10 protein-coding genes are annotated in these 11,265 nt (G+C 67.0%); 4 read left to right on the plus strand and 6 right to left on the minus strand.

The window, feature by feature from the left end; genetic code table 11:
• Positions 1-4: 4 nt before the first annotated feature.
• The 4 genes from ACVOMC_RS08285 to ACVOMC_RS08300 form a co-directional block, all read right to left on the minus strand.
• Positions 5-559, minus strand: coding sequence for a 1,2-dihydroxy-3-keto-5-methylthiopentene dioxygenase (locus tag ACVOMC_RS08285; protein WP_481523565.1), 555 nt, complete (start codon positions 557-559; stop codon positions 5-7).
• A 74-nt stretch (positions 560-633) separates the two neighbouring features.
• Complete coding sequence (locus ACVOMC_RS08290) at positions 634-1,281, minus strand: methylthioribulose 1-phosphate dehydratase (RefSeq protein WP_481523566.1); 648 nt, start codon at positions 1,279-1,281, stop codon at positions 634-636.
• 232 nt (positions 1,282-1,513) lie between these two features.
• On the minus strand, positions 1,514-2,959 hold the full coding sequence (locus ACVOMC_RS08295) for an amino acid permease (protein ID WP_054658303.1): 1,446 nt from the start codon (positions 2,957-2,959) through the stop codon (positions 1,514-1,516).
• Positions 2,960-3,037: 78 nt separating this feature from the next.
• Positions 3,038-4,513: an amino acid permease gene (locus tag ACVOMC_RS08300; RefSeq protein ID WP_481523567.1), complete on the minus strand. Its 1,476-nt coding sequence runs from the start codon at positions 4,511-4,513 to the stop codon at positions 3,038-3,040.
• 187 nt (positions 4,514-4,700) lie between these two features.
• Between ACVOMC_RS08300 and ACVOMC_RS08305 the strand changes: the two genes are divergently transcribed.
• Complete coding sequence (locus ACVOMC_RS08305; protein WP_481523577.1) at positions 4,701-5,321, plus strand: NUDIX hydrolase; 621 nt, start codon at positions 4,701-4,703, stop codon at positions 5,319-5,321.
• A 53-nt stretch (positions 5,322-5,374) separates the two neighbouring features.
• Here the strand turns inward: ACVOMC_RS08305 and serA are convergent, their stop codons facing one another.
• Complete coding sequence (gene serA, locus ACVOMC_RS08310) at positions 5,375-6,616, minus strand: phosphoglycerate dehydrogenase (RefSeq protein WP_054658300.1); 1,242 nt, start codon at positions 6,614-6,616, stop codon at positions 5,375-5,377.
• Between the two features lie 205 nt (positions 6,617-6,821).
• On the opposite strand from serA, the gene ACVOMC_RS08315 reads away from it, so the two are divergent.
• The 3 genes from ACVOMC_RS08315 to ACVOMC_RS08325 are packed head-to-tail and all read left to right on the plus strand — an operon-like array spanning position 6,822 to position 10,409.
• Entirely contained in the window at positions 6,822-8,210 is a 1,389-nt protein-coding gene (locus tag ACVOMC_RS08315; protein WP_481523568.1) for an FAD-binding oxidoreductase, read from the plus strand.
• A gap of 49 nt (positions 8,211-8,259) precedes the next feature.
• Positions 8,260-8,559 carry a DUF2388 domain-containing protein gene (locus ACVOMC_RS08320; RefSeq protein WP_054658297.1) on the plus strand — a complete coding sequence of 100 codons (300 nt, stop codon included), beginning with the start codon at positions 8,260-8,262 and terminating at the stop codon, positions 8,557-8,559.
• Entirely contained in the window at positions 8,559-10,409 is a 1,851-nt protein-coding gene (locus ACVOMC_RS08325; RefSeq protein ID WP_481523569.1) for a DUF7844 domain-containing protein, read from the plus strand. The genes ACVOMC_RS08320 and ACVOMC_RS08325 overlap by 1 nt, the downstream gene beginning before the upstream one ends.
• 116 nt (positions 10,410-10,525) lie before the next feature.
• On the opposite strand, the gene yeiP is transcribed toward ACVOMC_RS08325, so the two are convergent.
• Positions 10,526-11,092 (minus strand): elongation factor P-like protein YeiP, encoded by a 567-nt coding sequence (gene yeiP / locus ACVOMC_RS08330; RefSeq protein WP_054659816.1) that lies wholly within the window; start codon positions 11,090-11,092, stop codon positions 10,526-10,528.
• Positions 11,093-11,265 lie beyond the last annotated feature (173 nt).

Consider the following 11,265-nt stretch of genomic DNA (forward strand, 5'->3'; position numbering starts at 1 on the left):
GGGATCAGGCGGCGCTGGGTTCGTAACGCGGGAAGCGCTGGGCGATGTCGGTGCCGGTGAAATGGCCGACCCAGCCGTCCGGTTCGGTGAAGAAGCGGATCGCGGCGAAGCTGGGCTCCTCGCCCATATCGAACCAGTGGGTGACGCCGTCCGGAACCGAGATCAGATCGTCCTTGACACACTCCACCTCGTAGACCTTGTCACCCACGTGCAGGGTGAACAGGCCCGAGCCGGCGACGAAGAAACGCACTTCGTCTTCCTTGTGGTAGTGCTCATCAAGGAACTTGGCACGGATCTCGGCGCGGTTGGGGTTGTCCGGCGCGATCGAGGCCACGTCCACGCTCTTGAAGCCGTGCGCGGCGACCAGACGGTCGATGTCCTCGCGGTAGGCGGCGAACACTTCCTCCTGGCTGGCGCCCGGGGTGATCGGGTGTTTGGCCTGCCAGCGTTCGAAGGTGACACCGATCTTCTCCAGTTCGGCGGCGATGACCGCGCCGTCGCGGCTGTCCAGCAGCGGGGTGTCCGGGGCGGTGTCGTTGAAAATGCGCAGTCGGCTCATGGCGATGGACTCGACGGGGGGAGGGGGAGCGTAGCAGGCACGCGCCGGTGCGGCGGCGTGCCGTGCGGAAGCGATCAGGCGTTGCCGCGCAGTTTGCGCAGCTCCAGTTCGCAGTGCAGCAGGAATTCGAAGGCTTCCAGATGGCGACGTGCCTCGGCCATGTCGCGGCCCCAGGCATACAGGCCGTGGCCGTCGATCAGGTAGCCCCACATCGGCCCCTTGTCGAGTTCGGCTTCCACCTGCGCGGCCAGCACGTCCATGTCCTGGGTGTTGGGGAACACCTTCAGGTCGACGGTGGTTTCGTGGGTGGAATTGCCGTGCAGCGCCTTGAGCAGCTCGTAGCCGTCCAGGCGGATATGGCCTTGAGGGGCGAACAGGCGCGAGGCGATGGTCTGCACCGGCGAGTGGGTATGCAGCACACAGCCCACGTCCGGAAAGCGGGCGTACAGCTGGGTGTGAAGCAGGGTTTCGGCCGAGGGCCGCAGCGGCCGGCCGACGGCCTTGCCGGCGAAGTCCACGACCATGATGTCGCTTTCGATCAGACGGCCCTTGTCCTTGCCGGACACGGTGATGGCCGCGTGCTGGTCATCGAGCCGGTGCGAGAAGTTGCTGCTGGTGGCGGGCGTCCAGCCGGCCTGGGCCAGTTCGCGGACGTTGTCGATCAGCAGCTGGGCCAGTTCACTCAGCCGCTGGGTGTCGTAGGGGGCGGAAGGCGCGTTCATGGCCGGCATTCTAGCAACTGCCGGAGCAATCCATGCTTTTATCCGGATGGAACGTATGGGTTTTTCCGGCGCGGGTGCGCAGGCTCAGGCAAGCGGCTGTGCGTCATGCAGGAACGGCAGGCCAGCCATTCTCGCGGCAACGCCGCCGAACGGGGCGCGCATGGATGGGCGCCATGAAAAAGCCCGGGCGCTGGCGCACCCGGGCGGTATCCATGGCACGGCAGTGATCGGATCAGCCGCCCTTGCCGGTGTTCTCGGCGTGGAGCTTGCTGTGACGGATGCCGTAGAGGAAATAGATGAGGAAACCGGCGGCGGTCCACACGCCCATCAGCATCCAGTTGTGGGCGGTCATGGCGGTGAGCAGGGCGATGCAGCTGATCACGCCCAGGCTGCATACCAGCCATGCCATCGGGATACGGAATGGGCGCGGCAGGTCCGGCTGGGTGCGGCGCAGCACCAGCACGCCGGCGCAGACCGCGGCGAAGGCGATCAGTGTGCCCATCGAGGTCAGCTCGCCGAGGATGTCCAGCGGGAACAGCGCCGCCAGCAGCGCGATGCCGATACCGGTGATGACGGTGTTGATGTGCGGGGTGCGGTACTTGGGGTGGATCCGGGTGAACACCGGCGGCAGCAGGCCGTCGCGGCCCATGATCATGAAGATGCGCGGCTGGCCGATCACCATCACCAACACCACCGAGGCCAAACCGATCAGCGCGCCGACCTCGACGATGATGCGCAGCCAGCTCAGCTGCGGATGCGCGGCCACCGCGGTCACCACCGGCTCGGCGGTGCCCAGCAGCGTGTACGGCACCAGTCCGGTCATCACCGCGGCCATGGCGATGTACAGCACGGTGCACACCACCAGCGACAGCAGCATGCCGATAGGCATGTCGCGCTGCGGCCGGTGCGATTCCTGCGCGGCCACCGAGACGGCCTCGAAGCCGATGTAGGCGAAGAACACCATCGCCGCGCCACGCAGCACGCCCTCGAAACCGTACTTGCCCGGGCCCTCGTTGGCGGGAATGAACGGGGTCCAGTTGGAGGTGTCCACGTATTTCCAGCCGGCGAAGATCACCAGCAGGATCAGGCCGGTCTTGAGGATGACCATGCCCATGTTCATGGCCGAGGATTTGCGGATGCCGACGTAGCACAGCCAGGTCAGCAACAGCACCAGCACGGCGGCCGGGAGGTTGGCGATGGCACCGGTGGGCTTGAGCTGCGCGTCCAGCGGGGCGTTGACCAGCGCGGCCGGCAGGTGGATGTCGAAATGGCTGAGGAAACTGAGGAAATAGCCGGTCCAGCTGACGGCCACCGCCGAGGCGGAGACGCCGTATTCCAGTACCAGCATCCAGCCGATGAACCAGGCCGACAGCTCGCCGAAAGTCGCGTAGGTATAGGTGTAGGCGCTGCCGGAGACCGGCACCATCGAGGCGAACTCGGCGTAGGCCAGGGCGCAGAACGCGCAGCAGATGGCCGCCAGCAGGAAGGACAGCATGATCGCCGGGCCGGCATGGTTGGCCGCGGCGGTACCGGTGATGACGAAAATGCCGCCGCCGATCACCGCGCCGATGCCCAGTGCGGTCAGACCCCACGGGCCCAGGGTGCGGCGCAGGCTCAGGCCTTCGGCCTCCTTGTGTGCGGCGTGCGGATGCTTGGTGGCCCACAGTTGCTTGAACATGGTTCGGGTCTTCGCTGGTCGGTGCGCGGTGGCCGCGCAAGAAAGCCGGCGCACAGCGCGCCGGTCGTCAGTGGGAAATCAGGCGCGCTTGTTGAGCTTGCTGTGGCGCATGCCGTAGCCCAGGTAGATGGCCACGCCCAGCACGTTCCACAGCACGAACACCAGCCAGTGCGCGGCGAAGGCCATGGCGAACAGGCCCAGGCAGATCAGCGCGCCGGCCGGGGCGATGAACCACACCGCCGGCACGCGGAACGAGCGCGGCATATCCGGTTTGGTCCGGCGCAGCACCAGAATGCCGATGCACACTGTGGCGAACGCCAGCAGGGTGCCCATCGCCACCAGTTCGCCGAGCACGCTCAGCGGCACCAGTCCGGCCAGGGCGGCGGCGATGACGCCGACGATCACCGTGCTCAGGTGCGGGGTGCGGTACTTCGCATGGACCTTGCCGAAGATCGACGGCAGCAGGCCGTCGCGGGAGATGGTGTAGGCCACGCGGGTCTGGCCCATCATCATCACCAGGATCACCGAGGACAGGCCGGCGATGGCGCCGATCTCGACCCAGGTCTTGAGCCAGGTCAGCTTGGCGTAGGTTTCCAGCGCGGTGACCACCGGCTTGTCGGTGCCCAGCTGGGTGTATGGCAACAGGCCGGTCAGCACCGCGCAGACGATGATGTAGATCACCGTGCACACCGCCAGCGAGCCGAGCAGGCCGATCGGCATGTTGCGCTGCGGATCACGGGTTTCGCCTGCGGCGGTGGAGACCGCGTCGAAGCCGATGTAGGCGAAGAACACGATCGAGGCGGCGCGGAACACGCCGGTCCAGCCGAACTCGCCGAAGGTGCCGGTGTTTTCCGGAATGAACGGGGTCCAGTTGGCCGGGTCCACGTACATCGCGCCGAAGCCGACGAACAGGCAGATCACGGTGACCTTGATCGCCACGATGATCGCGTTGACGAAGGTGGACTGGGTGACACCCACGTACAGCAGGCCGGCGATCGCCGCCACGATCAGCACCGCCGGCAGGTTGAACAGTTTGCCGGAGGCGATGAACTGGCCGTCTTCCCAGACCACGGGCGCGGCGGTCAGTGCATCGGGGAAAGGCAGGTTCAAGGTGGTGGTGAGGAAGCTGATCATGTACGCAGACCAGCCCACCGCCACCGAGGCCGAGGCGAACAGGTACTCCAGCACCAGGCACCAGCCGATGAACCAGGCCATTCCTTCGCCCAGGGTGGCGTAGGAATAGGAATAGGCGCTGCCGGAGACCGGGATCATCGCGGCGAACTCGGCGTAGCACAGGCCGGCGAAGGCGCAGGCCAGCCCGGCCAGCACGAAGGACAGCATGATTGCCGGACCGGCATGGTTGGCCGCGGCCTGGCCGGTGACGACAAAGATGCCGGCGCCGATCACCGCGCCCATGCCCAGCAGGATCAGGTGCCGGGCGGTGAGGGTGCGCTTGAGTGTGGCTTCGCCTTGCAGGCTGCCTTCGACCGGTTCCCCGGCATCGACATGTGCGGCCGGTTCGACCGGCTTGACCCTCAACAGTGTTTTCAGCATTCCGCGTAATTCCCGAGCGATGTGTTGGCCCGAACACCACAGGTGACGGGGCCGTTGTGTTGTGTCTCAAACTGAATGACAGGCAACCGCACTACCTTGCCAAACGCCGCCAGACTCGACAAGCGCAGGTGCAACATGGATGGCGATAATGACCGCCGGAGTGAAACGTCTGGATGTGCTTGCAGTCATGCATGAGCAGGATCAACGGTTGCGGGGGGCGTTGGAGGACTATGCGCGGCGCTGGCCGGAGCAGGCGGCCCTCGCGCGGGAATTTGTGGCCCTGCTCGACGCCGGTGGAGTGGACCCGTTCACCCGCCAGCGTCTGGCCGGTCATTTCACCGGCAGCGCGTGGCTGGTCAGTGGCGATGGCCGGCGCGTGCTGTTGACCCATCACCGCAAGCTGCGGCGCTGGCTGCAACCGGGCGGTCATGCCGAGGGCGACCATGACCTGGCGGCGGTGGCGCTGCGCGAGGCGCAGGAGGAGTCGGGGGTGGCCGGGCTGGTGTTGGCCTCGACGGAAATCCATGACCTGGACCGGCACTGGATTCCCGCGCGCGGCGAGGTGCCGGGGCATTGGCATTACGACGTGCGCTATGTGGTGATGGCGGGTGGTTCGGAGGAATTCCTGGTCAGTGACGAGTCGCTGGCGCTGGCCTGGCGCCCGGTGGCCGAGATCGCCGAAGCCGGCGACGCCTCGATGCGGCGCATGGCGCAGCGGTGGGGGGCGGGGGGGGGGGGGGGGTTTGGGGGGAGCGCCAGCCGACGGGTGATCCTGGAGCTGTCCGGGCCTCTGGTGCCTTCGGTATGACGGCCGGAATGCGCGTGGCGGCGGTTGCCGCCACCGCGGAGCCGGCCATCGGTTCAGTACAGGATGCGGGTGCGCAGCGTGCCCGGGATCGCGGCCAGGTCCTCGCGGATCGCCGCGGCCTGTTCCTCGGTCGCGCTGATGTCGATCACCACGTAGCCGACCTTGGGGTCGGTACGCAGGAACTGGCCGTCGATGTTGAGGTTGTGGCGCGAGAAGATCTCGTTGATCTTGGACAGCACCCCGGGCACGTTGCGGTGGATGTGCAGCAGACGCAGGCTCTGCTCGTGCTCGGGCAGGGTCACTTCCGGGAAGTTGACCGCCGACAGGGTGGAGCCGTTGTCGCTGTAGCGCACCAGTTTGGCGGCCACCTCGATGCCGATGTTGTCCTGCGCCTCGAGCGTAGAGCCGCCCACGTGCGGGGTCAGGATCACATTGTCGTGCGCGGTCAGCGGCGATTCGAACAGGTCGCCATTGCCCTTGGGTTCGACCGGGAACACGTCCACCGCAGCGCCGCCCAGATGGCCAGAGCGCAGCGCGGCGTCCAGCGCGTCGATATCGACCACGGTGCCGCGGGCGGCGTTGATCAGGTGCGCACCGGGCTTCATCCTGGCCAGCTGCGCGGCGCCGATCATCCATTGCGTGGAGGCGTTCTCCGGCACGTGCAGGGTGACCACGTCGGCACGGGCCAGCAGGTCGTCCAGGCCGGCGGCCGGATGTGCGTTGCCCAGCGACAGCTTGCTTTCGATGTCGTGGAAGATGACGTGCATGCCCAGCGCTTCGGCCAGCACGCCGACCTGGGTGCCGATGTGGCCGTAGCCGATGATGCCCAGGGTCTTGCCGCGCACCTCGTGGCTGCCGGTGGCCGACTTGGACCAGCCACCGCGGTGGCATTGGGCATTCTTCTGCGGGATGCCACGGGTGAGCATGATCGCTTCGGCGATGACCAGCTCGGCCACCGAACGGGTGTTGGAGTAGGGCGCGTTGAAGACCGGAATGCCGGCCAGTTCGGCCGCTTCCAGATCCACCTGGTTGGTGCCGATGCAGAAACAGCCCACCGCGATCAGGCGCTTGGCATGGGCCAGCACCTCGGCGCTGAGGTGGGTGCGCGAGCGGATGCCGATGATGTGCGCCTCGGCGATACGTGCCTTCAGCTCGTCCTCGGGCAGCGACTTGCTGTGCAGCTCGATCTGCGAATAGCCGGCGGCCTTGAAGGTGTCCACGGCGGTCGGGCTGACCCCCTCGAGCAACAAAACGCGGATGTCCTGCTTCGGGAACGAGGTCTTCTTGGGCGACATGTCGGGCACGAGGGCAACGGTGGCTGGGCCGTCACTATGCCAGAACCGCACCGCGTTTGGTGCACTGCGCAAGAAGGCAAGGCATTGAAGCTAAAAGGTTTCATGTGAATGTAATTGTCCGGTTGCGGACGTGGCGCCGGTGCGCTGGACGGCGCCCGGCGGGACTGGCACGCTTGCCGGTCTTCACGTCGCCCCAAACACCGTCATGACCGATCCACGTCTGGAATCCCTGTTGCAGTCCTGTCCCCATCTGCGTCTGAAAACCGGGCCGGGCGATCTGGAGCACTACGGGCGCGACTGGACCCGGCGCTGGACACCGGCGCCGCTGGCCATCGCGCTGCCGGGCAATGTCGAGGAAGTGCAGGCGGTGGTGCGCTGGGCGAACACGCACAAGGTGGCGCTGGTGCCCTCCGGCGGCCGTACCGGCCTGTCCGGCGGCGCGGTGGCGGCCAATGGCGAGCTGGTACTGAGCCTGGAGCGGATGAACAAGGCGCTGGCCTTCGATGCGGTGGACCGCACGCTGACCGTGCAGGCCGGCATGCCGCTGGAGGCCCTGCACAACGCCGCCCGCGAACACGGTCTGATCTATCCGGTGGATTTCGCCGCGCGCGGCTCCTGCTCGATCGGCGGCAATATCGCCACCAACGCCGGCGGCATCCGTGTGATCCGCTATGGCAATACCCGCGAGTGGATCGCCGGGCTGAAGGTGGTGGCCGCCAATGGCGAGCTGCTGGAACTCAACAAGGGCTTGATCAAGAACTCCAGCGGTTACGACTTCCGCCAGCTCATGATCGGCTCGGAAGGCACGCTGGGAATCGTGGTCGAGGCGACGGTGAAGCTCACCGATCCGCCGCCGGCGACCAACGTGATGCTGCTGGCGCTGCCCTCGTTCGAGGTGCTGATGCAGGTGTTTTCCGCATTCCGCGAGCGGCTGCAGCTGGAGGCGTTCGAGTTCTTCACCGATCTGGCGGTCAAGCACGTCACCGCGCATGGCGCGCAGTATCCGTTCCAGGAGATCCACCCGTATTACGTGGTCACCGAGTACGCCTCGGCCGATGAGGCTGGTGAGGCCGCCGCGCTGGCCGCGTTCGAGCACTGCATGGAGCAGGGCTGGGTGCTGGACGGTGTGATCAGCGCCAGCGAGGCCCAGGCCCAGCAGTTGTGGCGGCTGCGCGAGGGCATCACCGAGGCGGTGGCGCGCTACAAGCCGTACAAAAACGACGTGTCGGTACGGATTTCGGCCATGCCGGCGTTCCTGGCCGAGACCCAGGCGCTGATCAGCGGCGCCTACCCGCACTTCGAGGTGGTGTGGTTCGGCCATATCGGCGACGGCAACCTGCATATCAACGTGCTCAAGCCCGATGACACCTCCGATGCCGAGTTCCTGGCGCAGTGCGAGCAGGTGACCAAACTGCTGGCGCAGGTATTGCATTGCTATGACGGCAGCATCTCGGCCGAACATGGGATCGGTCTGGTCAAGAAGGCGTATCTGTCCAGCACCCGCGACGCCGCCGAGATCGCGCTGATGCGCGCGGTGAAGCGTGCGTTCGATCCCAATGGCCTGATGAATCCGGGCAAGGTGTTCGACCTGTAAGCCGTCTGCGGCTACGCTTGCCGCCTTTCCACCCCACGTTGACCTGCCGATGATCCGCCCGATCCTGTTCTGCGCCTTGTTCACCCTGCCGATGTCGGTGTTCGCTTCCAGTTTTGCCGGCACTTCGGCGGGCTCGGCGACCGGTGCCTCCTCCAACTCTTCGGGCAGCAGCTCCGGCGATGACAAGGTGGTGCTGGATGCCCGCGAAGATGCGGCCGGTTTTGTCGGCAGCGGCGGGGTGATCCGGGGCGCCTATCTGGAAGCGGCACTGTTGCACCTGCGCGAGCGTGATGCGGCCGCCCGCGAGGCCAGCGACATGGCGCTGGCGCGGAAAATCCTGGCGCTGTGATGGCCCGCTGCCGGCTGCCGCCTGCGCGGTGGCTGGCGCTATTGCTGCTGCTCGGCAGCGTCTTCCCGGTCGGGGCGGCGTTGCGGGTTGAAGTTGCGGATACCGGTCTGACACCCGCACAGCGGCAGCTCACCCAGCGATTGCTGGAGGATGTGCTGGGCCGTCTTCCGCACCCATTCAAGCAGCGTTTCGACCTGCCGCTGCAGCTGCGCTGGCGCGACGACTTGCCGGCGCAGGTGCATGGCCGCGCCCGTGGCCATGAGCTGGGGCTGCAGCGCGCACTGCTCGAGCGCATCGACACTGCCGAGACTGCCGAGACTGCCGATCCGCACGCGTGGCGTGCGGCACAGGCGGCGCTGATCCACGAGCTGGCCCACGCCCTGGACCGTTCGCCTGCAGGGCGCTGGTCGGCACAGCCGCGGTTTCTGGACCAGGCCGGCTGGCAGCGCAAGCCGCTGAAGATGGGCCGAGGCCGCAACGCGTTCGCGCTGCGCAGCCCGGACGCCTACGAGCGGCACAGTCCCGCGGAGTTCTTCGCGGTCAACCTGGAACATGTGCTGCTGGATCCGGATTACGCCTGCCGGCGCCCGGCATTGCAGGCGTGGTACGCCGCCGCGCTCGGGTTGGAGCCGGTGACGGATGGCGCCTGTGCAGGCAGCCTGCCGTTCGTGCGCGCCGGCGAGGAGGAGGGCACCGGTACGCTGCTGGAGCTGGACCCGCAGCGCGTCTATGAGGTGGACTACCTGCTGGCCGAAGGCAACGACGTGCTGATGAGCCGCTGGGGCCACAGCATGCTGCGGCTGGTGGTCTGCGCGCCGGGGCGCCCGCGCGGTCCGGCCTGCCGCATGGATCTGCAGCACCATCTGGTGCTGTCCTTCCGTGCTTTTGTCGGTGATGTGCAGATTTCCAGCTGGCGCGGATTGACCGGTTCCTATCCCTCACGGCTGTTCGTGCTGCCGCTGAACCGGGTGGTGGATGAGTACACCCGGGTGGAGCTGCGCAGCCTGTCCTCCACGCCGTTGCAGCTGCAGCGCGATGAAGTGGCCGCGTTGTTGCGGCAGGCCGCGCGGCTGCACTGGAGCTATGACGGGCGCTACTACTTCATCAGCAACAACTGTGCGGTGGAAACCTGGAAGTTGTTGCACGAGGGCGTTCCGCGCTTTGCCGCCGCACCGCTGTCTTCGGTCACCCCGACAGGCCTGCTGAAGAAACTGCGCCGGGCCGGGGCAGCCGTGCCTGCGCCGGCGGGGGATCGCGCCGAAGCGGTTCGCCGCGGTTATTACTTCGAGTCGGCCGCGCCGCACTATGCGCTGGTGTTTGCGCGGCTGCAGGCAAACACCCCGCTTCCGGTGACCAGCGTCGAGGCGTGGCTGGCGCTGCCGGCCCTGCAGCGGCGACGCTGGATCGACACGGCTCCCGGTTCCGATGGCGAGCATGTGGCTGCGCTACTGATGCTGGAACAGGCGGCGTGGCGCCGCAACGAACTGCGCGCGCGCGACCGGCTCAAGCGCGTGCTGCTGTCGGCGCGGGCCGACTCGAGCGCGACGCCGCGTTTCCGCCAGCTGATGGAGCAGGCCGGAGTGCTGCTGGCGCCGGGCACGCTGCCGGTGGCGGGTTACGGGTTGCCCCAGGCACGGGAACTGGCCCCACTGCGGGAGCAGGTCGAGCAGCGGGTTGCGGTAGCCGCCGCGGAGGCCGCCGCGCTGCGACAGGCCTTGCAGGAGCTGTTGCCGGCGACCGAGCGCGCCGAGAACGAGACGACACGGGCCACGCTGGAGGTGCTGCATCAGCGCCTGCGCGTGCTGTACGGGGACGCTGCGTCATCGGAGAGGGGCGGGGAGCCGCGCTGATACGGAAGATGGTTGTGATGTGTCCGGCCGGCAACGCGGGGCTGTGCTTGCGTTCGGGCTGTGACGGTACGGACGGACAGGCGCCGGGCGCCTGTCCGTCACCTGGCACGCCGCGGTCAGTCGGCGCGGCCGCCGAACTCGCCGGTGGTGGTGTTCACCAGGATGCGTTCGCCGTTGGTGATGTACTCCGGCACCATGATCTCGATGCCGGTATTGAGCTTGGCCGGCTTGGGGCGCTTGGTGGCGGTGCCGCCCTTCAGTTCCGGCGGGGTCTCGACCACTTCCAGGGTGACGTGCTGCGGCAGCTGGATTGCCACCGGCTGCTCGTCGATCACCTGCACGTAGATGCCGGTCAGACCTTCGGTGATGTAGCCGGCGTCGTCGCCGATCACGTCCGCGTCCAGCGTGTACGGGGTGTAGTCCTCGTCATCCATGAACACGAAGGCATCGCCATCCATGTAGGAGAAGGTGGACTGGCGCCGCAGCAGTTCCACTTCCGGCAGGTTGTCATCGGCGTCGAAGCTGGCATCGAGCTTGTTGCCGCCCGGCACGCTGTACATGATGAACCGGAAGCGGACGTTGCCGCCGCGGCCCTGCGGCGAGCTGCGCTCGATGTCGCGGATCTGATAGACGCCGTTGTTGTACTCGACGACGTTGCCTTTCTTGATGTCGTTGGCTTTCATGCTTGGAAAGTCGGTTGGGGTTGCGGAAGGGGGAAACGCAAGCGGGCGCCGGGGGGGCGCCCGCGGAGGGGTCATTTAGGTGCCCGACGCCCGGCACCGTCAAGGCGGGTGGTGTAGCCGGTGGGGTTGGGGTTGGCAAAGATGTGGCCGCCCACGCCCGCGGAATCTTCCGG

Source organism: Stenotrophomonas sp. STEN014 (assembly GCF_056760315.1).

What these genes read in the sequence shown, in the direction of transcription:
- ACVOMC_RS08285 (WP_481523565.1), bottom strand. Translation starts at nt 559, where the DNA reads ATGAGCCGACTGCGCATTTTCAACGACACCGCCCCGGACACCCCGCTG.
- ACVOMC_RS08290 (WP_481523566.1), bottom strand. Translation starts at nt 1,281, where the DNA reads ATGAACGCGCCTTCCGCCCCCTACGACACCCAGCGGCTGAGTGAACTG.
- ACVOMC_RS08295 (WP_054658303.1), bottom strand. Translation starts at nt 2,959, where the DNA reads ATGTTCAAGCAACTGTGGGCCACCAAGCATCCGCACGCCGCACACAAG.
- ACVOMC_RS08300 (WP_481523567.1), bottom strand. Translation starts at nt 4,513, where the DNA reads ATGCTGAAAACACTGTTGAGGGTCAAGCCGGTCGAACCGGCCGCACAT.
- ACVOMC_RS08305 (WP_481523577.1), top strand. Translation starts at nt 4,701, where the DNA reads ATGCATGAGCAGGATCAACGGTTGCGGGGGGCGTTGGAGGACTATGCG.
- serA (WP_054658300.1), bottom strand. Translation starts at nt 6,616, where the DNA reads ATGTCGCCCAAGAAGACCTCGTTCCCGAAGCAGGACATCCGCGTTTTG.
- ACVOMC_RS08315 (WP_481523568.1), top strand. Translation starts at nt 6,822, where the DNA reads ATGACCGATCCACGTCTGGAATCCCTGTTGCAGTCCTGTCCCCATCTG.
- ACVOMC_RS08320 (WP_054658297.1), top strand. Translation starts at nt 8,260, where the DNA reads ATGATCCGCCCGATCCTGTTCTGCGCCTTGTTCACCCTGCCGATGTCG.
- ACVOMC_RS08325 (WP_481523569.1), top strand. Translation starts at nt 8,559, where the DNA reads ATGGCCCGCTGCCGGCTGCCGCCTGCGCGGTGGCTGGCGCTATTGCTG.
- yeiP (WP_054659816.1), bottom strand. Translation starts at nt 11,092, where the DNA reads ATGAAAGCCAACGACATCAAGAAAGGCAACGTCGTCGAGTACAACAAC.